Consider the following 22,437-nt stretch of genomic DNA (forward strand, 5'->3'; position numbering starts at 1 on the left):
CACACGCCATAGGTGAGCGAGGGTTCGAAGGCGCGGGACGGCGTCGTGCGTTCCCGGGCCCGCATCGGGACCCGCGCCCGCCGCCCCCAGAGGAAGCGGCTGGAAGCTAGCGCGCCCGCTCTACCCGCGACTCGTCCCAGACGGGCTCGTCGGACTCGTAGACTTTGCCGTCGGATCCAAAGACGAGGAAACGGTCGAAGGACTTCGCGAACCAACGGTCGTGCGTAACCGCAAGAACGGTGCCCTCGAACGCGTCGATCGCGCGCTCCAAGGCTTCGCCCGAGTGCAGGTCCAGGTTGTCCGTGGGTTCATCCAGGAGCAAGAGCGTGGCTCCGGAGAGCTGGAGGAGCAGGATCTGGAACCGCGCCTGCTGCCCACCCGACAGCGACTCGTACTTCTGCTCGGCCGAGCCCACCAGCCCGTAGGAGTCGAGCGCGCCCGAAGCGGCTTCGCGGCCCAGCCCGGAACGGTGTTCGTCACCGCGGTGCAGGATGTCCAGGAGCGTCCGGCCCAGGAGGTCCGGGCGGGAATGGGTCTGCGCGAAGAATCCGGGTCGGATCCTGGCACCCAGTTTGACGGTGCCTTCGTGCGGAACTTCAGCGATTTCGACGTCGGAAACCGGCAAATGTTCGCGCTCCGGGTCGGTGCCACCGGCGGCCAGGAGCCGCAGGAAGTGGCTCTTTCCCGAGCCGTTGGAACCCAGCACGCCGACCCGGTCTCCGAACCAGATCTCGGTGGAGAACGGCTTCATCAGTCCCGTGAGTTCAAGCTTTTCAGCCACCACGGCGCGCTTGGCCGTCCGGCCTCCCTTGAGGCGCATGTGCACGTTCTGCTCGAGCGGCAGGGCCTCGGGCGGCCCGGCCTCCAGGAACTTGGCGAGCCGCGTCTGGGCGGCCTGGTATTTGTTGGCCATGTCCGAGCGGAAGGCCGCCTTGGTCTTGTACATGATGACGAGTTCCTTGAGCTTCAGGTGCTCCTCGTCCCAGCGCTTGCGCAGTTCCTCGAATCGCGCATTGCGGTCGATCCGCGCGTCCACATAGGTGCCGAAGCCGCCGCCGTGCACCCAGGCGCCGGCGCCGTTGATGCCGGGTTCCAGCGTCACGATGCGGCCTGCGGCATTGTTGAGCAGCTCGCGGTCGTGGCTGATGAAGAAGACGGTCTTCTTGGATTCGTTGAGTTTGCTTTCGAGCCAACGCTTGCCGGGAACATCGAGGTAGTTGTCCGGCTCGTCGAGGAGGAGCAGTTGGTCAGGTCCGGAGAAGAGCGCCTCAAGCACCAGCCGCTTTTGCTCGCCGCCCGAAAGGCTCGACGCCGGGCGGTGCTGTGCGCGGTCAAAGGGGATGCCCAGTGCGGCCATGCAGACCTCGTCCCAGACGGTCTCGACGTCGTACCCTCCGGCGTCTCCCCAGTCCACGATCGCCTGGGCGTACCGCATTTGGGTGGGCTCGTCGTCGTGCTCCATCATGGCGAGCTCGGCGTCCTCGACCGCCTTGGCGGCCGCGGCGAGAGCCGGCGGCGCAGCGGAAACGAGCAGGTCACGGACGGTGGATTCGTCGCGGACCTGGCCGACGAACTGGCGCATGATGCCCATCGTGCCGGAACGGCCTACCACTCCCTCGTCAGGCGTAAGGTCGCCCGCGATGATCTTGAACAGGGTGGTCTTTCCCGTTCCGTTGGGCCCGATCAGGGCTGTTTTGCTGCCGTCCGGGACCTTGAAGGTCACACCGTTGAGCAATTGGGTGCCGTCGGAGAGGAAGTAGTCGATGCCTGAAACGTCAATATGGGCCACGCGTTCAATCTTCCCACGGACCGCGGGGGACTCCTCAGCCGCCCAGGTGGTCCGCACCAACCGCGCCAGTGAGATACCGCTGGATTGTCGGCCCCAACGCCCGGACGACGACGGCGTGCGGCGCCGAGGCGATCGGCTCCAGTTTAACGAGGTAGCGGGTCAGGATGAGTCCGGAAAGCTGCGATGCCACCAGGTTTCCGCGCCACGAGGCCTCTTCCGCAGGCACCCCCAGGCCCGCGAGAAGCGGTTTGATAGCGCGGTTCAGGATGAACTCGCGGACCAGCGCGGCACTCCACTCGTGCTGCATCGCCGTGCGCAAAACCGCGACGCCGGCTGCCCCCGCTGGCGAGTCCCACACGGTCAGGAAGCGGGTCACCAGCCTCTCCCCGACGTCCTCCCGTGGCCCGTTCAAGACAGCCGACACGTGGTCCTTGGGATCCACGGGTGATTCGAGCGCAGCCATGAACAGCTGCTCCTTGGTGCCGAAATGATGGTTGATCATGGACGGATCCACGCCGGCCTCGGCCGCGATGGCCCGGACTGTTGCGGCGTCATATCCTTTGCGGCTGAACTGTTCGCGGGCCGCCCTGAGAACTGCGTCCCGGCTGCTCACTTGTCCGGGGCGGCGCCCCCTGTTCACACCGGCTTCCGCGTCACGGCGGACTTCCGGCGCGCGAAATCGGGGGCGTGCTCCGGCCGCGGGCCGAAGGCGATCATGAGTGCTGGAAGTTTCCGGAACCAAGGAACGTGGAGCGCGACAAAGACCACTGGACTGGGCGGGCCCGTCAACCGGCCTTTCACAGCGGGACCGAAGACCGCTTTCTGAATGACAAGCTGCACATTCTGGATCACCACGGTGGGGAACCATCGCCGCTTCTGCACCGAAGCGAGATCTGACTCGCCAAGGGTGCCTTGAAGCAATGGGCGGGCGATGCGCTGGGCAGCGGCGACGGCATCCTGGATGGCGAGGTTGATCCCCACACCGCCCGCGGGAGACATGGCGTGGGCGGCGTCTCCGATGAGGAGCAGACCTGGCTTGTGCCACGGCTTGATCCGGTTGAGCTTCACGTCGAGCAAATGGAGATCGTCCATCGAGCTGATTTCGTCCACGCGGTCCGCGAGATCCGGGCGGATGCGGGCCACGCGGGCACGGAAGCTCTCCACCCCTTCTGCGCGCAATTGCGGGTCCTTGCCCTTCTCCGCGATGTAGGCGATCTGGTAAAAATCCTTGCGGGTCAGGCTGAGGAGGACATCGGCACCGGAGAAGCGGGGCATGATCGAGGCCAACTGTTCCTGCTCGTCCGCGTGCCGGGAGAGCCTGAACCACCAGGTGTCGAACGGCACGGGGAACTCGCGGGGGACCAGTCCTGCCTTTTGCCGGAGCACCGAGCCGCGGCCGTCGCATGCCACCGTCAACGTCGCGCGAAGCTCCCCCGTCCCGGTTTCGACGCCGGATGCCGCGTCCCGGGTGCGGTACGCCACCCCGGCGACCTTCCCGCCGTCGTCGTACAGCAGGTCCGTGGCCTCAGTGTTCATCCGGAGCGTGAACTGCGGTTCCTGCTGGGCGGCGTCCACCAGGAAGTTCAGGAGGTCCCACTGCGGAACCATGGCTACGTAATCGTAGGGCGGCTTGAGGCGGTCGAAGTCGGCCAGGGTCACTTCCTTGCCGCCCGCCGGGAGTTTGAAATTGCCAAGCTTGCTTTGCGGCAAGGCCCGGAATCCTTCGCCCAGCCCGAGCTCATCCAAGAGCCGGATGGTGGAGGCATGGACGGTGTCGCCGCGGAAATCGCGCAGGAAGTCGGCATGCTTTTCGAGGACCGTGACCTCGACGCCTGCCCTTGCCAGCAAGAGTCCGAGCATCACCCCCGCGGGACCGCCACCCACGACGACGCATGTGGTGCTTTCAGGCTGGTTCATGGCCACTCCCGGAGTTGAACTTCATTGCCGCAACTAATTCAACAAGCGTTGAATTAAGTGTGCACCCGCCGGAAATACCTGTCCAGAGGGCGCCCCTCCCCCCTGCGACGCTCGCTCACATATCGCCCCCTTTCGGGCGACCCTCGCTCACATATCGCGGCGAATCCCGTGCAGCTGGGCCTGCCGCGGTCAGGAAATGTTCCGTTACGAGCCGGTGCGGCCCGGGTACGGGGTGTGTGGCAAGTTCGCGATGATCGCTGCGAACAGGACAATGTAGGCAACGAAAAACAGGACCCATAAGATGAACAGGCCGATCCCCACCCAACCGAGGATCTTTCCATCCTGGGCCGCTACCCCGAATCCCTCGGCTTTCTTAGCCTGCATAATGGCCAAGGGTCCGAAAACAACGCCCAATGAGAAGATTCCGATCACGCCGAACACGGCCGCCAGGCGCGCGTGCCTCATGCCCTCCATGTACCACTGCAACTGACCCATGCTCACAGGGCGCTGATCGGACGGTGGTGGGTCAGCGGTCTGCGGCGCTCAGCCGGCCGCGGTCAGGAACGACTTGAGCAACGGGCCGCTGGTTGTTGCACCGAGGCCGCCGTCTTCCACGAACACTGCCACGGCGAGGTCTCCATGCACTGCAACGATCCAGGCATGCGTCTTGGGCGGGTTGTCGTTTCCGAATTCGGCCGTCCCGGTCTTCGCGCCCACGGGCGCCCCCGGCACCGAGGCGAGAAAACCGGCGTGGCCGGAGGTCACCACAGCCCTCATCATGTCGCTAAGTGCTGCTGCCTCCGCCGGGGTGACCGGTTTGTCGGACGCCGGCGCGGCGGGAGACGCTGGCGCGGCGAGGGAGGCCGACGACGACGGCGAGCCGGACGCCGTCGGGGTGGCACCCGCGGAGGGTGAGGCTGCGCCGGGGTTCAGGACGAGTTGCGGCGACACCGGCGCGCCATGTGCCACCGAACCGGCCATGATAGCTGCGGCGAGGGGAGAGAGCAGCACTTTGCCCTGGCCGATCATCGAAGCTGCGTGCTCGGTGCCGTCGGCGTTTCCCGGGACGGATCCCAGGAAGGCATCGGCCCCCAGCTTCGGGGCTTGGACTGCCACTCCCAATGAAGTTGCCGCCGACTCGAGCTGCGCTTGGCTGACCTTGTCCCTGGAACTGATGAAGGCCGTGTTGCACGAATGCGCGAAAGCGTCACGCAAAGCAACAGAACCAAGAGACGACGCCGGATAGCCTTCGGCGTTCTTGAAGGTCCGGCCGTCCACCGTAATTGTCGGCGTGCATTCCACCTTGGAATCCGGCGTCATTCCATTGCGGATCAAGGCGAGGGAATCGACGATCTTGAAGGTGGAACCCGGAGCGTATTGGCCCAGCATTGCCGTGTTGTAGCCGTTGCTTCCGGGCCCGGAGGCCGCTGCCAGGACGGCGCCGGTGGAGGGGCGGAGCGCCACAATTGCCGACGCCGGGCCAACCCCGGCCAAGGTGTCTTCGGCGAGCTGTTGCAAGCGCGGATCTAGGGTGGTCCTCAGCGGATCGCCGGCCTTGGCGTCGGCGGCAAAAAGCACCCGGCGGGGGTCGGGCTTCGCGGCCTTGATCTGGTCGTCGGTCATGCCTTGCGGCCGGGCCTTGATGGAGACCCCATCCTGGCCACGGAGCTGGCTGTCGTATTGTTCCTCCAGGCCGCCGGTCCCGACGACATCTCCCGCCTTGAGGGCACCCCCGGCTTTTTGGATCTGTTCGGCGCTTGCCTCAGCGACGCTACCCAACACGGCGCGGGCGAAGGTACGCGTCGGTGCCAAAGGCAGGGAATCAGGAATGCCACGGGCCCCCGGAATCGCAGCAATCTGCTGGTCAGTGATCGTGCGGCCCTCTTGACGCAGGGTGATGGCACTGACGAATGCCTGTGGGCCGGACGCCTGGACCTGCTTCACATACGCGGCTTCGTCCACGCCGACCAGTTGCGCGAGCTTCGCCGCCGAAGCCGCGGGATCCGCCGATCCAATCGCGGTCTTGTCGATGCCCACCTGAACCACTGGACGGTAGCTGATCAATTTCGCGTCCCCTGCGCCAAGGATCTCGGCCCTGGATGGCGCAGTGACGGTCTTGTCCAGTACCTCGCCGTCCTTAAGATCCGGCTCCAAGAGTGCCGAATTCCATTGGACGGCCCATTTGTCGCCCGATTTCTTCAGGGCGGCCTGGGAGGTGTACTTCCACTCCGCAGTTCCGATCTTCCACGTGAAGTTGAGCGGAACCGAGGCTTTGTCGCCGTCGAGCTTTACCGCGCCGCTTTCAACCGAAGGCTTGGCCGGATCGAGGGCCGCGAACACCGCCTTGAGCTGTTCATTCGCCGCTGCGGCATCCTTGCCGTCGACGGCGAGCGATCCGACGTCGAGCGCCGCGAGGGACGACGCGAGCTGCTTGGCAGCGCCCTCCGCCCCAGAGCGGCCGTCATCACATGCGGCCAGCGAGCCGGCGATCATCAGGGCGGCAAGCCCCAGGACAAGATTCTTGGTTTTCCCCATTTGCGCCATTATGCCTTCTCGGGCCGACAGGAATGATACAAATCACAGCACGTTGCGCTTTTGTGATGGTTGAGGCGCTCAAGAACCAGGCCTCGCCCAACTAACTCGCAGTAAGTGTCGTTTTCGGGTGTCAAAACGACACTTACTGCTAGTCAGTTGGGTCCGACAGGCACCCAGGCTGCGCGCCAACCCTACTGACTCCGGATGATCCTGCGCTGGGTTGCCGCCGCGATGGCCGCGGTCCGGTTGTCGACACCCAGCTTGCCGTAAATGTGCACCAAATGGGTCTTGACCGTGGCCTCGGAAATGAAGAGTTGCTTCGCCATCGCACGGTTGCTCATTCCGGTGGCGAGGAGTTCCACGAGTTGGACTTCACGCGCGCTCAGGGCGTGCACCGGATTGCGGATCCTGCCCATGAGCCGCGCGGCAACCTCGGGCGCAAGGGCCGTCTGACCCGCGGCCGCAGCCACCACGGCCTGCCGGATTTGCTCAGGTGGAGCGTCTTTAAGCATGTATCCGCTCGCTCCGGCTTCCACTGCGGCGAGGATGTCGGCGTCGTTGTCATACGTGGTCAGGATCAGGACCGGCGGCGGGGGAGTCCCCGCCTCACCGGCTTTGATCTTGCCGGTGGCGGTGACGCCGTCCATCCCCGAGCCCATTTGCAAGTCCATGAGGACTACGTCCACAGGTTCGCCGAGGGCGTGGAGCTTCGAGAGTTCCGCCAATGCGGCTCCGCCGTCGGCCGCTTCCGCCACGACCTGGACTCCTTCGAAGTCGGCAAGCATGGCCCGGAGCCCCGCCCGCACCACGGGATGATCGTCAACCAGCAAAACCCTGATGTTGTTGGTCATGGGGACGCCTCAAGGGCTGCGTTGCTAGTGCCCAGCGGCAGCCGGATTGCCACCACGGTCCCCTCGCCGGGAGCCGACTCGACGTCGAGCGTTCCATTCAGGGCCGCTAGCCGCTCGCGCAGGCTTTTGAGCCCGACGCCGGTTCCGTCGCCACGGGTTGCCGCGGCAGCGGCCGCTGCGGGATCGAAGCCCGCACCGTCGTCGAACACGTCCATGGTTACCTCGGCATCCAGGAAGGACAGGGTGACGACGGCGGTCCTCGCCTGGGCATGCGCCCACACGTTCGCCAGGGAAGACTGAGCCGCGCGCAACAAGGTGGTCTGGTAAGGGTTGGGCAGCGCCACTGGCGTGCCCTGGAGCTCGAAACGGCAGCGCAACGTAGCTCCGCGTGCGGCCGCCTCGGCCTCGGTCTTGGTGCAGAGGCGCCGCAGCGTGTCTGCGAGCGAGGACTCGACCAGCTCCGGGGACCCCAGTCCCCGGACAAAATTGCGGGCTTCCGCCAGGTTGCTGGCCGCTGTCTCGCGGACAGTCCTGAGCCGATCGCGGGCCGCGGCGTTGTCACCGGCGTCGAGGGCTTTCTCCGCCGAGCGCCCCATCAAGACGATGCTCGAGAATCCCTGTGCCAAGGTGTCGTGTATTTCACGTGCGAGCCTTTCGCGCTCGGCCAGCGCACCGGCGTCGTGCTGGCTTTGTGCCAGCTCGGCCCGGGTCCGGCGCAATTCCTCAGCGGCGAGTCGCTGGTTCTCCGCCTCGACGTACAGCGCCCGATACGCCAGGCCGGTGACAACCGCGAAGGCGGCCCCGAAAAGAGGCCCGAGGACCATGGCAAGTTGCAGGGCATCCGCCCCGGCACCACGGTTGTGGAACCACATCGCCGCGATCAGGAGTGCGGTGCTGACAGCAATCGCGGGGAGGGCGATGCGCCGCGGCAGGATATGCAGTTGCAGGAAGAACAACGGGAAAGCTATCCAAGCGAAATCCGGACTGATGAGCATGAGCAGCAGCCACAGGAAACCAACGACGGCGAGCCACCACCGCGCGTAAGGCTTCGGATCGAAGCGCTCAGGATGGCCGGCGTGCCTCTTTTCAAGGACCGTCCCCAAGAGGTAGACGGCAGCGAGCAGCAGGGCAAGGCCGAGGCCTGCCCAAGTGGCGAAGGGCGAAAGGCCCGCGATCGCAAGCCTGACGACTGCCACGAAGAGAAGCACCGCAAAACCAACGTGCAGGCTGACGCGCAGGACGCGCAAAATCATGGCCGAGCCACTTGGCTGCTGATGTGGCGCTGGCTGCGGCTGCGCCGTGGCTTGGGGCGAATCGTCTCCCTGCATGCCTTCCAGCGTAGCCTCGCCCGCCGACAGTTTTACCCGGATTCGGCGGTATGCGGGCCCAATCAACCGAATGGTTGATCCGCGGGTCAATCAAGGCGACTGGAGGAGTCCATCCACTTCCCGATGTTTCACGCGCCCCCTGCCCGGAGAGTTGAAACAGGACCAGAAGATCGCCTCCGACCAAAGGAAACCCATGTTTCTCGCCATACGCGACATCCGCTTCGCCAAGGGCCGCTTCGCCCTCATGGGGAGTGTCGTCGCCCTCATCACACTCCTCCTCGTCATGCTCTCCGGGCTTACAGCGGGCCTAGGCAACCAGTCGACGTCGGCCATTGCCGCACTTCCGGCGCAGCAAATCGCCTTCGGCGCGCCAGCAGGAGGCGAGGCCAAGGCCTCCTATACGGAATCGGAGGTCTCCAACAAGCAGCTCGAAGCTTGGCGGAACCGGCCGGGTGTTGCCTCTGCCGAAGCCATTGGTATTAGCCAGACGCGGTTCCAGTCCCTCGATTCCGCCAATAATGCTGCCGGCACTGCGAACGTGGCGGTCTTCGGGGCCGACGGCGGCATCTCACCTGTGGCGGTGAAGGAAGGCGAAGTGGTGGTCGGGGAGTCCTTGGCGAAGGAACTCTTGCTGAGTACCGGGAGCAGGGTGACGGTAGGCGGTACGGGTCTGACGGTTTCCGCCATCACCCAGGACGAGTGGTATTCACACACCGGAGTCGTCTGGACCTCCCGGGCTACGTGGCAGAAGCTCGCACATATTCCTGCCGGGGAATCGATTGGGACAGTCCTTGCCGTGGAGTACGGCGCCGGAGCCACCGTGGATCTTGACGCCGCCAATGCGGTGGCCGGCACTGTCAGCGCCACCCCGAGCGGCTCGTTCCAGGCCCTCGGCTCCTACAAGAGCGAAAACGGCTCCCTCATGCTCATGCAGGCCTTCCTCTATGGCATCTCCGCGCTTGTCATCGTTGCATTCCTGACCGTCTGGACTGTCCAGCGCACGCGCGACATCGCGGTGCTCAAGGCCATGGGCGCTTCGTCCGGCTACGTGGTGCGGGACGCGCTGGTCCAAGCTGGAATCGTCTTGCTCGCCGGCGCGGGATTGGGTGGCGGCCTTGGCGTTCTGGGCGGCTTCTTTGCTGCCAAGGCGGCCCCGTTCCTCGTGACCCCGCTAACTACCCTCGTCCCGATCGCCGGGATCGTGCTCCTTGGGCTTGGCGGTGCGGCGCTGGCAGTACGCAGCATCACCAGAGTGGATCCGCTCATTGCCCTCGGCGGCAACTAGGCCAGCGTCGAAACTTAATATTCTACGAAAGGCATATCAATGAACCCCGTACTCAACCTCGTCAACGTCACCTTGGAGTATCCGGACGGCGATTCCACCCTCAAGGCCCTGGATGCCGTGGACCTCAGCGTGGACGCCGGCGAATTCTTTTCCCTCGTGGGCCCATCCGGCTCCGGGAAGTCCTCGCTTCTCGCTGTGGCGGCAACTTTGGTCCGGCCGGGTTCCGGGCTCGTTATCGTCGACGGCACGGTTGCCACGGAACTCAAGGACACCGAACTCACTGCCCTGCGCCGGGAAAAGGTGGGCATCATTTTCCAGCAACCCAACCTCCTGCCTTCGCTGACCGCCGTCGAGCAGTTGATCCTCGGCGACCATTTCCGGGGGAAGCCGGCCAAAGCGGCCCGCAAGCGCGCTACGGAACTGCTCGACGTCGTCGGGCTCGGGCCTTCTCTCAATAAGCGGCCGCACCAGCTCTCGGGAGGCCAGCGGCAGCGCGTGAATATCGCGAGGGCGCTCATGGGCCAACCCAGGGTGCTGCTCGTCGACGAGCCGACCGCGGCCTTGGATCACGAGCGTAGTGAATCGATCGTGCGGCTGCTGCGCGAGGTCACGGACGAGTTCGCGACGGCGACCGTCATGGTCACGCACGACACCGAGTTCCTGCCGCTCACCGATTCGGTCGCGACCATGCGGGACGGGCGCCTCGGTGCGGGCGTCCCCGTCGGGACACCCAACTGACTCGCATTAGATGTCGTTCTGAGCCCTCAAAACGCCAACAAATGCAAGTCAGTTGGGCGAAAGCGCGAACGGTCAGCCCCCGATGACAGCCTCGTCCTGGGCATCGTCATAGGCATCGCGGGCCTTGAGAATGCTGGGCACGTGGTCCTCCGCCCAGAGGCGCAAAAGGGTCAATGGTTCCAGCAGGGATGCTCCAAGCTCGGTCAGTTCATAGTCGACGCGCGGAGGCACCTGAGCGTGGACGGTCCGGGTGATGAGACCGTCGCGCTCAAGGGTTCGAAGGGTCTGGGTCAGCACCTTCGGCGTCACGACGTGGACCATCTTGCGAAGCTCGGAGAAGCGGATGGGACCGTCCGCGAGGACCTGGACTACCAACGAAGCCCATTTGTCACCGATGCGCTGAAAGATCACCCGGGACGGGCAATCAGGGTCGAGGACGTTTGCCGGCAGGTCGTTGGTATCCATGAGGTAACTAAGTTCCTTTGAAGCTATCAGTATCAATTAGATACTGTTTTGATATTGCAAGGATAGCAACCCAAGGAGAGTCATGAAAATCGCAGTTTACGGCGCAACAGGCATGGTCGGAAGCCAGATCGTCAACGAATCGCTCACCCGCGGCCACGAAGTCACCGCTATTTCCCGCAAGGGCTCGGAGGTTGCCGGAGCGAAGGCCCTCGCTGCCGATCTCGCTGATGGCCATAGTTTCGCGGAGATCGCCAAAGAGCACGACGCCGTCATCCTCGCCACCGGCCCGAGCCGCACCGGAGGCGACCACGGAGAGTGGCTTGCGGCAATGGACACCGCCTACAGCAACGCAGAAGGCACCCGCCTCATGATCGTCGGCGGAGCAGGCACGCTGGAGATCGACGGCGTTCGCCTCCTCGATTCGCCCGACTTCCCTGAGGCCTATAAGGCCGAAGCAACCACGGCGGCCGCAGCATTCGCCGCCGTCAAGGAAACTCCAGAGAGCCTGGACTGGACAGTGCTCGCACCCGCGCCTGTCATCCAGCCAGGTGAGCGCACGGGAAAGTACTCCACTGCCAAGGATTCCCCAGCAGGCAACACCATCTCCACCCAGGACTACGCCGTAGCCATGCTGGACGAAATCGAAACTCCTGCCCACCGCCGGGCCCGCTTCACGGCAGCCAACTAACCCAACGCTCGCTCACGTATAACAGCCCATTTGCCAACGCTCGCTCACATTTGAGGGAAAAGCACCGATCGCTCCTGCAGATCATCTGCAGGAGCGATCCGCCGGTCGGCCTCATAGGTGAGCGAGCGTTTCGGATTTCGACGGCATAGGTGAGCGAGCGTCGAGGAAAAAGGGCAGATACGTGAGCGAGCGTCGAGGGGTTACGCGCCCAAACCCAGCCCGGGTACCTGCTGTCCAAACATGTCCTTCAAGGCATATTTAGCAGCGTGATACCCCGGCATTCCTGTTACTCCGGGTCCTGGGGGTGTGGACGAGGAGCACAAATACACCCCCGGCAAAGGGGTCCGCCACGGTACCGGAGAGAGCACGGGACGCTGCACGAGCCCTCGAATGTCCATAACGCCCGCGCTGAAATCGCCGCCTAGATAGTTCGCGTTGTAGTCGGCCAAGCCTGCCGCCGTCGTCGTCTTCCAGCCAACCACCACGTCGCGGAAGCCCGGCGCGAATTCCTCGATCCGGGACATGACCGCCTCGGCCATGTCCGTGGTCGAACCCTTGGGTACGTGGCAGTAGGACCAGAGAATGTGCCGCCCAACGGGAGCCCGCCCGGGATCCACGATGGAGGGCTGGGCCACCAAGACGTAAGGCTTCTTGGGATGTCGGCCGGCCGCTACCAAGTTCTCGGCCTCGGCCATGGCGGCGCGCGTGCCACCCACGTGCACTGTCCCGGCGGCTGCCAGCCCCGGAGCTGCCCAAGGCACCGGCCCGGACAGGATGAAATCGACCTTGCACGCTGCATTCCCGAAACGGAATGTTTCAAGCGACCGCCGGTAGCGATCGGGAAGCGCCGCACCCGCCATGCGCAGCAGTCCTGGGGGCGCAACGTCCAGCAGGATCGCCTTCGCGGGACGCAACTCTTGCAGTGCGTCTATTTGCACCCCGGTTTCAATCACTCCGCCGTGGGCCTCGATGTCCCGGACCATGGCCTCCGCAATAGCAACGGAGCCACCAACGGGAATGGGCCACCCGCCGGCATGAGCCAACCCACCCAGAAGGAGTCCCGCCCCCGCGGCAGCGAGCGAAGGCAGGGGAGCGACGGCGTGCGCCGCGACCCCGGTCAGGAGTGCGGGAGCCGCATCCCCGGCGAAGCGCCGGTTCCACCACGGCGAACCCTGCTCCAAGGTTGCAAGGCCGAGTCGCAACGCCGCCACCGGATCGGCAGGCATCCGCAGCAATTGGTTCTGCGTCACGTCCAGCACCCCGCCGAGCCGCTCCACCAGCGGTCCCATCAGGCGGGTAAACGCAGCTCCGTCGGCCCCGAGTTCAGAAGCGGTCCGCTCCAGTGAGCGATACGCGAGGGCTGCCCTGCCGCCGTCGAGCGGAGTTCCGTATTGGACCTCAGGCAAACGCAGCGCCACGCGCCGCTCGAGTTCGAATTCCCGGAAGAAACGCGAAGCCAGCGCCATCGGATGGACCGCGGAACAGACGTCGTAGACGTGCCCCGGTTCCAGCAGTTCTGCCGTCCGCGTGCCCCCACCGATCGTCTCGGCGGCCTCGTAGACCCGTACAGCCAGTCCCGCGCGGGCCATGACTACCGCTGCGGCCAAGCCGTTCGGTCCGGAGCCGACGACGGCGACCTCAGCCATCGCGTTCGGCCTCGCCGTGCGTAGACGGCACTGAGTCGTGCCCGGGCGGCGCGGCGTGGTCAGTCGCCCGGGACGCACCCGAGAGCACAGTCGCCCTCCGCCAAGGCAGCACTGATGCCGCCGGACTCTTGAGGTCTATCCGGAACCAATCCTGGGCCCCGTTGAACACACCACCGTGAGGATCATCCACCCCCTGGACTCGGAGGGGATCCAGATGGGGTTCCCAGATGTCCCACGCAACCCGCAGCATCAAATATGCCGTCGCGGCCATGTGTAGCATCACGGCCATGACGTAATACGGCATATCGATATTGTTCTGCGCGGCCCCGCCGCTGCTCGTCTGGCCCAGATACATCCATGTGGCGGTCCAATGCAACGCCTCGGCGGCCTGCCAGATCAGGAAATCGCGCCAGTTGGGTCTCGCCAAAGCCAGCAATGGCACTAGCCAGAGCACATATTGCGGCGAATAGACCTTATTGCTCAGGATGAAGGCCGCCACTATCAGGAACGTCAACTGGGCTAGCCGCGGGCGCCGTGGCGCTGTCAGCGCCAATCCAGCAATCAAAACGCAGGCAATGAGGAACATGTCCATCGCCAGGGCATTGATGGCTTCCGGGCCAAGCTGCACCAGTTGAAGTCGCTCCGCAACGAGGTTGTAGGCGAACCAGGGCGAGCTGTAGCCCGCGGGGCGATCACGGGTGTAGTCGAAAAAGTAGCGCCAGCCGGCCGGATTGACCGCCGCGACCGGCACATTGACTGCCAACCAAGCCACCGTCGCGGACAGGGTGGTCACAAACAGGACCCGCAGCCGGCCGGTGCGTAGCGCGAGTAGGAAAACTGCGCCGAGTATGAGCAGCGGATAGAGCTTGGTTGCCGTCCCCAAACCGATGAACAGACCGGCCAGGACGGGACGTTCCTTAGCGAAGAAGTACATCCCCACCGCAAGCATGGCCACCGCCCACATGTCCCAATTGATGACTCCGGCCAGCACAATCCCGGGCGCCAAGGCCACCATGGCCGCGTCCCACGGCCGGCGCCGGTTGATGCGTGCGGTGGCCAGGACAACCACGATCCACATGGCCGCAATCAGCGTGGCATTCACATCGAAATAGCCAAGGATCCGGTCCGGGCTGGCACCGCGCCCTGGCACGAGCCATGCAGTGATACCCGCTATCAGCCCCGTGATCACGGGATATTCGAAGAGGGCCTTCTGGTCGAAGAGCGGAAACACGCCATCTGCAAGGCCCCGGCTGCTGAAAAGTTCGGGGAAATCCGAGTAGCAGGTGGCGTAGAACTGCTGCGGAGTGTGCCAGCCGTTAACGCGGCAATAGCCCTTGATCAGTATCGACAGGAGTGCCGCAACGATCGTGAGGATAATCAGGACCCGTTCAACCGTGAAGAATCCCGGGGAGACCGCTCCAGGCGAGGACCGCTGCCCGAGGGGTCCTCCGATCAACTCGGTGAAGTTCCTGAGCAAGGAATCACTACGGCTGGGAACCACAAAGCGAGCACGTTTTTCCGGGCTGTGCGGCTTCGTCTCCTGCATGGAATCGAGCTTAGCGCAGGCGCGGGGGACGGGATCCGGCCAGGCGCGGGGGACGGGATCCGGCCGAGGACAGCCCTTCCCAACTCGGGCCATTAAAAGGCGGAAGCCCACGCATAGCCGCGTGGGCTTCCGAGGCGAACGGTCCGATGTGTGCCATCAGTCCCTCCTGAAGTGCAATGGTGGGGGGACACTTAGCGGATGATGCCCATTTGGTGCAGGACGACGTAGACATCTTCGCGGCGTTGATCCAGCAGTTGTCCGTTGAAGAGGGTCTTGTCTTTGACGACGGGCTTGCCGTTGAAGACCATCAGGTACTTGAGGCGCTTGGCCAAGGTTCACCTCCTTTCGTAGTGAAGAGAATTGCCGGAATTCGGGCATGACAATTAAGCCCCCCTGAATTCGAAGAAAACAAAGGCGGAATTAGGCATGTGAATGCCGGCGATGGTGGGTGGATTAAGCGGATCTATCGAATGACCGTAAACAGTACCGAAGCGTGGAGTTCCGGTACCTGGTATCCAGGGGCAGCCGTCCCCAACAAGAAGCTGGTTCCGAACTATGAGGAAACTGCGCACCACGTCGATCGCGTGATACCGCTCAATGGCAGGCCCGACTCGAAGCCTGATTGCACTGTGAACCGCCCCGAGGAATCAGGGGAGGAAGTACATCAGGGGGAGTTAGGCCGCAAAACGGCGTCGAGCAGCAAAGGCCGGGGTGCCAGCAACGGTCATCTTCCATCCGCTAGTCAAAGTAATCATTTTCCCAACCTCCTTTTCTGCTTTGGCACTACCGCAGTTGACTGACTGGATAGTGCACGCCTCAATCCCGGCGAATCGCTCTGGGATCAAAAATAAAGTTACACCATGAATCGCACTGTTGACCAGCCAATTACAAAGAATTTAGAAATTAATTCTTCCTACAGTCCCCAGCGAAGAATAGCAGGCGTCCGCTTGTCCCATCCCAAGGTACAAACTTTGGCTGTTCCCAGGACAAAATGGCGTCCTTCCCGGGCATCCAATTCAAGCCAGCGGGCCGTGAGGATGCGGGAGAAATGGCCGTGGGCCACAATCAGGACGTTGTCCATTCCGGACTCGAGGACGCGGGCAATGATCTTGTCGGCACGGGCCGCCACGGAGTCGAGAGTCTCGCCGTTGGGAACGCCGTCGAACCAGATGAGGTAGTCAGGGTTGTCTTTGCGGATGAGGTCCGAGCTGATGCCTTCGTAGTCGCCGTAGTTCCACTCCACAGCGAGCGGTTCATGAACGGCGTCGGGGAAGCCCGCCAACTCCGCGGTACGCCGGGCTCGGCGCAGCGGCGACGTCAGGACCAGGTCGAAGTCGATGCCTTCCAGGATCTTGCGGGCTTCCACCGCCTGCTGTTCGCCTTCCACCGTCAAGGGAAGGTCCGTCAAACCGGTGTATTGGCCACTCTTGGACCATTCGGTCTCGCCGTGACGCATGATCCAGAGCTGTGGCCGGGAAGGCTTGGCTGCAGGGTTCACTTAGGACTCCTCTGGTTCGGCGGTGCCTGCTTTGGCATCGACGGCTGGTTCCGATGAAAGTTCGACGGCGGACTCGGGTTGCCCGGCCCACCACGCCAGGAGCTTGGACTCGGCATCCTCCTGGGACAGCGGACCGTTTTCCATGCGCTCCTCCAGCAGGAACTTGTAGGCGCGGCCAACCACGGGCCCGGGTTTGAGTCCCAGCAAAGCCATGATCTGCGCTCCGTCCAAGTCAGGCCGGATGGCATTGAGCGATTCCTGTTCGGCCAGGACCTCAATCCGTTGCTCAAGGTCATCGTAGGCAAAAGAGAGCCGCTCCGCCTTGCGCTGGTTACGCGTGGTGACGTCGGACCGGGTGAGTCGGTGCAGGCGCTCCAACAAGGGGCCGGCGTCGGCGACGTAACGGCGGACCGCGGAATCGGTCCAGCCCGCGTCTCCGTAGCCGTAGAAACGCATGTGAAGCTCCACAAGCCGGGCCACGGCCTTGATGGTGTCATTGTCGAAGCGCAGGGCCTTCATGCGTTTTGCGGTCAGCTTGGAGCCCACCATGTCGTGGTGGCGGAAGCTCACCGCGCCGCCCGGTTCGAAACGGCGCGTCGCCGGCTTGCCGACGTCGTGCATCAACGCGGCGAAGCGCAACACAAAGTCCGGACCAGGCACCGGGCCGTCCGGGCCCGTCTCGAGCGACGCGGCTTGCTCCAGGACCTGCAGGGAGTGTTGGTAGACATCCTTGTGGCGGTGATGCTCATCGGCTTCAAGGCGCAGCGCGGAAACCTCGGGGAGGACGAATTCGGCCAGTCCGGTCTCCACGAGGAGGTCGATGCCCGCACGCGGGTGCGCACCGTTGACGAGCTTGACGAGTTCCTCGCGCACGCGTTCGGCGGAAATGATCTTGATCCGCTCGGCCATGCCGGACATGGCGAGGCGGACGTCGTCGTGCACTGCGACGCCGAGCTGTGCGGCAAAGCGGGCAGCACGCATCATGCGCAGGGGATCGTCGGAGAATGACGATTCGGGAGAGCCAGGGGTAGCAAGCACCGAGGCGTGGAGGTCGCGGACCCCACCGAATGGATCCACGAGTTCCAAGGAGGGCAGCCGGAGCGCCATGGCGTTGATGGTGAAGTCGCGGCGTAGGAGGTCGTCCAGGAGCGAGGAGCCGAAGGCCACCGCGGGCTTGCGGGAATCGGCGTCGTAGGCCTCGGCGCGGTAGGTGGTGATCTCGATCTGGAAGCCGGACTTCTTCATCCCGATCGTTCCAAAAGCGCGGCCGATCTCCCAGAAATTGTCGGCCCACCTCTTGATGATGGAAAGGGTCTGGTCCGGCGTGGCGTCGGTGGTGAAATCCAGGTCCGGCGAAACACGGCCCAGGAAGAGGTCACGCACGGGCCCGCCAACCAGCGACAGTTCGAAGCCAGCGTCCACAAACCGCTGGCCGAGGTCCAGGACCACTGGATCCATCTGGAAATTAACTGAAGAACTGTCCAATACTTGCGCCATAGTTCCTTAAGCTTGTCAGATTTCGCCGCACCATCACACCGGATCCTTGTCATTGCGCTGTGATTGCGTGGCGACTGCACCGGGATCACGGCCGAACGCCATCCGCACGTCACCGTGAGTCCATGTCCCGGTCATCACCAACGGGCAAGAGTCGTTAGAGTGGACTTCATGGCCAACCCGATCCCGAGTGCTCCTGGCAGGAGGACGAACGCACCATTGCCGTCGGCAATTGGTGCCCACGTCGCGCCCGCTCCGCACCCGGCACAGGCCGCCCTTCCGACCGTGGAAGAAGTCTCCGCCGGCGGCGTCGTAGTGGACACGTCCGACGGCGAACTGAGGGTTGCGATCATCGCCCGCCTTAATAGGGGTGGCCGGCTCGAGTGGTGCTTGCCGAAGGGGCATCCGGAGGGCAAGGAAAACAACGAAGAAGCAGCCGTGCGCGAGATTGCCGAGGAGACCGGGATCGAAGGCAACGTCCTCGCTCCGCTCGGCAGCATCGACTACTGGTTCACCGTAAGCGGGCACCGCGTGCACAAAACGGTGCACCATTTCCTCCTGCGTGCGACGGGCGGAGAGCTGACCATCGAGAACGATCCCGACCAAGAGGCGATCGATGCCGCTTGGGTTCCGCTCCAGGAATTGGCCCGCAAGTTGTCCTTTCCCAATGAGCGGCGCATCGCCGATCTTGCCCGGGAAGTCCTGCCCGAACACCTCTAACGCGGCCTTTTGTATGGTCTTGACGCATCAGGCAGCCCGGCTCATGGGACGATAATGACAATGTCTGCCGCCAAAACAACCCAGTCAACCCAGTCCGGAGAAACCCGTTCCAGCGCCGTCATGGCCGCAGGGACGCTCGTTTCACGGTTCCTCGGCTTCGCCAAAACCTGGATGCTTGGCGCCGCGCTGGGCCTGGGATCGACGGTTAACGACACGTTCATCAACGCCAACAACCTGCCCAACCTGATCTTCCTCCTGGTGGCGGGCGGTGTGTTCAACGCCGTGCTTGTCCCGCAAATCATCAAAGCCAGCAAGGGCCCGGACCGCGGCGCGGACTACATCAGCCGGCTGCTGACGCTGGCGGTGCTGGTTCTCTTGGCGCTGACGGCGCTGGTCACACTGGCCGCGCCGATGGTTATCGACCTCACGACCCAGGGCTATTCACCCCAGCAGAAATCGCTGGCCGTAACCTTCGCGTTCTATTGCCTGCCGCAGATCTTCTTCTACGGTTTGTATGCGCTCCTGACCCAGGTCCTCAACGCCAACGGCGCCTTCGGGCCCGCCATGTGGGCGCCGATCCTGAACAATGTGGTGGCCATCGCTGGACTGGGCATGTTCATCTGGATCCTCGGCGCCAACATCACCAACCCCCACACTTTGGACAATTGGGGACCTTTCCAGACCTTCCTGATCGCGGGATTCTCGACCGTCGGCGTGATCGCGCAGACCGCCATACTCCTCGTCCCGGTGATCCGCCTGAGGCTCGGGCTCCGGCCGCGTTTCGGCTGGCGGGGCGTGGGACTGGGCCAGGCAGCAAAACTGAGCGTCTGGACGCTCCTGACTGCCGCCGTCGGGCAGCTCGCTTTCCTTTACGTCATGAGGATTGCCACGATTCCCGGCTCCGAGCGGCTCCGCCTGGCACACGAAGGGGACCCTGCTGCCGCCACCCTCCCCGGTAACGCGGTCCTGGAAGTCGCCAGCCAGCTGTACTTGCTCCCGCACTCGATCATCGCGTTGTCGCTCGCCACGGTGCTGTTCAACCGGATGGCCCACGCCTCCCAGGCAGGCAACAAAGCAGAGCTCCGCGAAGCACTTTCGCACGGACTGCGGACCATGGCCGTCGCCACTGTCTTCGGGGCACTGGCCCTGTTCGCCCTCGCCGGACCGCTGGGCATGTTCTTCTCCGGCGGGAACCCCCAGGACGGCGTCATGCTCGCCCAGACGCTGACGATCCTCGCGCTGAGCACGCCGTTCATGAGCGCCAACTTCATGATGTCCCGGGTCTTCTACGCCAACGAAGACGCCCGGACGCCCTTCTACATCCAGCTCATGCTGGCCCTGCTCAACGTTGTGGGTGCGTTCATCATCCAATTCCTGCCGGTGGGCCGGATCATCTTCGCGATCGCCGTCCTGTATACGCTCGGCAATATCCTTTCCGTGGTCATCAGCGTCTGGTTCCTGCGTCGCCTCCTCGGCCACGTGGACGGCCCCCGGATCGCAAACTCGTACATTCGCATGGGCTACGCCGCTCTGGGATCGGCGATCGCCGGCGCCTTGGCCCTATGGCTCCTGGGCAGCTATCACGCTGACGGCTTCGCCTGGAGCAGCAGGCTCGCCGCTTTGGTGACGGTGGTCGTCGTCGGACCCGTCATGCTCGTTGCGTATCTGTTCCTCCTGCGCGTCTTCCACGTCAGTGAGCTGCGCGATTTGCTCCGCCCGGTGCTCGGCCGGCTCGGCCGGGGAGTTCCGGTCGCCAAGGCACCGTCCGCGGGCGGAAAGCAGCCCACGACGGCGGTCCGCGCCACAGTTTCGGACGACACCGGGCTCATTCCGCGCATCTCGGGCGAGTTCGACGCCGCATCCTTCCGCGCCGGACCCGCCTTGCAGACCATCCCTTCCAAGGACGGGTGGGATGACGTCCGCGATGGAGCTACTGCCGAAGGGAAAGATAAGGTGGACGCTTGGTCCGACGTCGAGAAGGCATACCTGCCGGATGAAGACATCCCCAGCACCGCGCAGGGGGCCGCAGGCCGCCCAGGCATCCCGTTGCCCGGCCGCCGCACCTATCAGGGGACGCTGGGAAACAACCCCTATTTCCGCGGTGGACCCCGCCGCAAAAGGTGACGCATCCTCGCAAACCGGGAGCCAGAACGGCCCAATCAGCTAGGATCAGAAACTAATACAGGTAGTTGCAGACCACGGGTCACCCGGCTGGCCGGATCCCGTATTCAGGACCCGCAGCTTCCGGACAGTCATAGGAGGAACCCGTGTCCCACCCGATCGATGTCGGATCAGTGCTTGGCGGCCGCTACAAAGTCACAGCCACCGTGTTGACTTCGCACGACCAAGATCTGGTGCTCGACGGCGTGGACCAGGTCCTCAACAGACCCGTCAGCATCCTCGTGGCGGGCCCCGGAAACGCCGATCAGGTTGCCAAGAGCGCCCGCGAGGTAGCCACTGGCGAACGGCCCGGGCATGTCCAGATCCTCGATCTCGGCGTCAGCGACAGCACCACGTACCTCATCACCAACCACAGCAGCGCTCCTGACCTGCTGGACCTCGTGGTGGCTACCAACCCGCCTTACGTCGAACCGTTCTTCACGGACACCCTCGGCAGCGAGATCTTCGGCCAGGCCCGGTCCCACGAGCCCGAGACCTACGACGGACTGTACGACGACGAAGAGCACGACGCCGAGTACATCAGTTACGACGAGGTCGAGCCGAATCCGGCCGGCGAACCACTACCAGGCGCCGCGTCACCCGCGGACCCGCGCCGCCCGGTGGTTCCTCCCATGCCCGCCAGCCGGCCGGCGTCGGCCCCGGGAGGCATCGGTTCCCGGATCGCCGCTGCGGCAGCCGGAGCAGGGGCGGCTGCCGCTGCGGCCGCGGCCGCCGTTAAGGGCACCGGCAAGTCAAACAGCGACGACGGCGAAGCCGCACCTTCGGCTGCCGCCCCATCGAACCGGGCCGATGAGTCTAACCGGACCGCTCCCCAGCAAATCCAGGCGCCCCCTGCCACGCAGGCTGTTCAAGCGTCCACCCCTCCCGCGCCTACCTCCGCGAACCCCGCCCAGGAATCCAAGGTCTCCCTCTGGTCCGAAGACGACTACGGCTTCGTTAACGACGACGCCCGCTCCCGCGGCGCAGGCGCTTCCCGCGACGCGGCTGCCGCTACCGGCGGATACAGCCGAGGAGCATCGAGCTTCCCGTCGACTGCGCGTGAGCAGGCAGAGCCGCTCGACGAGGACGAATACTACGACGAGGAACCAGTACGCGAGCCCCGTTCCTTCCGTTGGCTCGTGGGCGGGGTCCTTGCCGCCGTCTTGATCGTGGGTTTGATCCTGGCTGTCACCAACCTCGGCAACCTGATCCCCGGCGGGTCGCCTGCTGCCAAGCAATCCTCCACAGCGTCCCAAACGGTGACCGGCCAGCCGAGCAGCAGCGCATCAGCACCTCCGGTCGCAGCGCCTCCGGCCATTGATGGAGTCACTCGCATGGGCGATTTCGAGTTCGCTGCGACCTACGACAAAGACCTGGTCAAGGCTTACGACGGCAATGCCGCGAGTTACTGGTCGGACATGGAGTTCGCGACTGCCGACTGGGGTGGACTCGCTCCTGATGGAGTTTCGCTGCTCGTCAAGCTCAAGGCACCCTCGCAAGTGACATCCGTCACGTTGAGCCAATTGGGTGCTTCCGGTGGAAACATCAACGTTTACACCAATGACCGTCCGGCTATGGACGGCGCCAAATTGGTTGGCACCAACAGCTTCACCTCACCGGAGCTCACCATGCCGCTCAGTTCCCCTGTAACGGCCCAATACGTCATCATCTCCATTAAGTCCCTGCCCAAGCTGACCGCGCCGAAGACGCGCTACGGTTTCGGCCTGCGCCTTGCGGAGATCAAGGTCCAGTAGCCGACGGCGGGAGGACCCTTCGG

The 22,437-nt window shown here is 64.1% G+C and carries 19 protein-coding genes; 6 read left to right on the forward strand and 13 right to left on the reverse strand.

All coding sequences use genetic code 11. The features are described from left to right. Nucleotides 1-106: 106 nt before the first annotated feature. The 7 genes from QRN51_RS02880 to QRN51_RS02910 all read right to left on the reverse strand — a co-directional run bounded on the left by QRN51_RS02880 (nucleotide 107) and on the right by QRN51_RS02910 (nucleotide 8,345). Nucleotides 107-1,789 carry an ABC-F family ATP-binding cassette domain-containing protein gene (locus QRN51_RS02880; protein ID WP_284751030.1) on the reverse strand — a complete coding sequence of 561 codons (1,683 nt, stop codon included), beginning with the start codon at nucleotides 1,787-1,789 and terminating at the stop codon, nucleotides 107-109. Between the two features lie 34 nt (nucleotides 1,790-1,823). Beyond that, the gene (locus QRN51_RS02885) at nucleotides 1,824-2,402 is read right to left on the reverse strand and encodes a TetR/AcrR family transcriptional regulator (protein WP_284988539.1); all 579 of its coding nucleotides are present in this window, start codon (nucleotides 2,400-2,402) and stop codon (nucleotides 1,824-1,826) included. A 23-nt stretch (nucleotides 2,403-2,425) separates the two neighbouring features. Beyond that, entirely contained in the window at nucleotides 2,426-3,706 is a 1,281-nt protein-coding gene (locus QRN51_RS02890; protein ID WP_284988540.1) for an FAD-dependent oxidoreductase, read from the reverse strand. A gap of 204 nt (nucleotides 3,707-3,910) precedes the next feature. Next, on the reverse strand, nucleotides 3,911-4,201 hold the full coding sequence (locus QRN51_RS02895; RefSeq protein ID WP_284988541.1) for a hypothetical protein: 291 nt from the start codon (nucleotides 4,199-4,201) through the stop codon (nucleotides 3,911-3,913). A gap of 48 nt (nucleotides 4,202-4,249) precedes the next feature. Next, complete coding sequence (locus QRN51_RS02900; RefSeq protein ID WP_284988542.1) at nucleotides 4,250-6,241, reverse strand: penicillin-binding transpeptidase domain-containing protein; 1,992 nt, start codon at nucleotides 6,239-6,241, stop codon at nucleotides 4,250-4,252. Nucleotides 6,242-6,432: 191 nt separating this feature from the next. Further along, nucleotides 6,433-7,092 carry a response regulator transcription factor gene (locus QRN51_RS02905; protein ID WP_284988543.1) on the reverse strand — a complete coding sequence of 220 codons (660 nt, stop codon included), beginning with the start codon at nucleotides 7,090-7,092 and terminating at the stop codon, nucleotides 6,433-6,435. Beyond that, nucleotides 7,089-8,345, reverse strand: coding sequence for a sensor histidine kinase (locus QRN51_RS02910; RefSeq protein ID WP_284988544.1), 1,257 nt, complete (start codon nucleotides 8,343-8,345; stop codon nucleotides 7,089-7,091). The genes QRN51_RS02905 and QRN51_RS02910 overlap by 4 nt, the downstream gene beginning before the upstream one ends. Nucleotides 8,346-8,613: 268 nt before the next feature. Here QRN51_RS02910 and QRN51_RS02915 point away from each other — a divergent pair, with 268 nt between their 5' ends. Together QRN51_RS02915 and QRN51_RS02920 are read left to right on the forward strand one after the other, a co-directional pair. Next, the gene (locus tag QRN51_RS02915; protein ID WP_284988545.1) at nucleotides 8,614-9,705 is read left to right on the forward strand and encodes an ABC transporter permease; all 1,092 of its coding nucleotides are present in this window, start codon (nucleotides 8,614-8,616) and stop codon (nucleotides 9,703-9,705) included. Between the two features lie 39 nt (nucleotides 9,706-9,744). Then, the gene (locus QRN51_RS02920) at nucleotides 9,745-10,443 is read left to right on the forward strand and encodes an ABC transporter ATP-binding protein (RefSeq protein ID WP_284988546.1); all 699 of its coding nucleotides are present in this window, start codon (nucleotides 9,745-9,747) and stop codon (nucleotides 10,441-10,443) included. A gap of 72 nt (nucleotides 10,444-10,515) precedes the next feature. Here the strand turns inward: QRN51_RS02920 and QRN51_RS02925 are convergent, their stop codons facing one another. Continuing rightward, nucleotides 10,516-10,908, reverse strand: a complete 393-nt coding sequence (locus tag QRN51_RS02925; protein ID WP_284988547.1) for a winged helix-turn-helix transcriptional regulator — start codon at nucleotides 10,906-10,908, stop codon at nucleotides 10,516-10,518. An 82-nt stretch (nucleotides 10,909-10,990) separates the two neighbouring features. On the opposite strand from QRN51_RS02925, the gene QRN51_RS02930 reads away from it, so the two are divergent. Next, nucleotides 10,991-11,596, forward strand: coding sequence for an NAD(P)-dependent oxidoreductase (locus tag QRN51_RS02930; RefSeq protein WP_284988548.1), 606 nt, complete (start codon nucleotides 10,991-10,993; stop codon nucleotides 11,594-11,596). A gap of 200 nt (nucleotides 11,597-11,796) precedes the next feature. On the opposite strand, the gene QRN51_RS02935 is transcribed toward QRN51_RS02930, so the two are convergent. The 5 genes from QRN51_RS02935 to QRN51_RS02955 all read right to left on the reverse strand — a co-directional run bounded on the left by QRN51_RS02935 (nucleotide 11,797) and on the right by QRN51_RS02955 (nucleotide 17,783). Further along, nucleotides 11,797-13,242, reverse strand: coding sequence for a phytoene desaturase family protein (locus tag QRN51_RS02935; protein ID WP_284988549.1), 1,446 nt, complete (start codon nucleotides 13,240-13,242; stop codon nucleotides 11,797-11,799). Continuing rightward, on the reverse strand, nucleotides 13,235-14,788 hold the full coding sequence (locus tag QRN51_RS02940; protein ID WP_284988550.1) for a glycosyltransferase family 87 protein: 1,554 nt from the start codon (nucleotides 14,786-14,788) through the stop codon (nucleotides 13,235-13,237). Before QRN51_RS02940 ends, QRN51_RS02935 begins: the two co-directional genes overlap by 8 nt. A 191-nt stretch (nucleotides 14,789-14,979) precedes the next feature. Then, nucleotides 14,980-15,120, reverse strand: a complete 141-nt coding sequence (locus QRN51_RS02945) for a hypothetical protein (protein ID WP_284988551.1) — start codon at nucleotides 15,118-15,120, stop codon at nucleotides 14,980-14,982. Nucleotides 15,121-15,701: 581 nt separating this feature from the next. After that, nucleotides 15,702-16,286 carry a histidine phosphatase family protein gene (locus QRN51_RS02950; RefSeq protein ID WP_059388855.1) on the reverse strand — a complete coding sequence of 195 codons (585 nt, stop codon included), beginning with the start codon at nucleotides 16,284-16,286 and terminating at the stop codon, nucleotides 15,702-15,704. Further along, a complete protein-coding gene (locus QRN51_RS02955; RefSeq protein WP_284988552.1) occupies nucleotides 16,287-17,783 on the reverse strand; it encodes a CCA tRNA nucleotidyltransferase in 1,497 nt (498 codons plus the stop codon). 216 nt (nucleotides 17,784-17,999) lie between these two features. Here QRN51_RS02955 and QRN51_RS02960 point away from each other — a divergent pair, with 216 nt between their 5' ends. The 3 genes from QRN51_RS02960 to QRN51_RS02970 all read left to right on the forward strand — a co-directional run bounded on the left by QRN51_RS02960 (nucleotide 18,000) and on the right by QRN51_RS02970 (nucleotide 22,414). Then, nucleotides 18,000-18,500: an NUDIX hydrolase gene (locus QRN51_RS02960; protein WP_059388857.1), complete on the forward strand. Its 501-nt coding sequence runs from the start codon at nucleotides 18,000-18,002 to the stop codon at nucleotides 18,498-18,500. Nucleotides 18,501-18,560: 60 nt separating this feature from the next. Continuing rightward, nucleotides 18,561-20,624 (forward strand): murein biosynthesis integral membrane protein MurJ, encoded by a 2,064-nt coding sequence (gene murJ, locus QRN51_RS02965; protein ID WP_284988553.1) that lies wholly within the window; start codon nucleotides 18,561-18,563, stop codon nucleotides 20,622-20,624. 143 nt (nucleotides 20,625-20,767) lie between these two features. After that, entirely contained in the window at nucleotides 20,768-22,414 is a 1,647-nt protein-coding gene (locus QRN51_RS02970; protein ID WP_284988554.1) for an ABC transporter substrate-binding protein, read from the forward strand. The last annotated feature ends 23 nt before the right edge of the window (nucleotides 22,415-22,437 follow it).

Origin of the sequence: Arthrobacter sp. efr-133-TYG-120, assembly GCF_030209785.1 — a bacterium.
GTDB lineage: Bacteria > Actinomycetota > Actinomycetes > Actinomycetales > Micrococcaceae > Arthrobacter.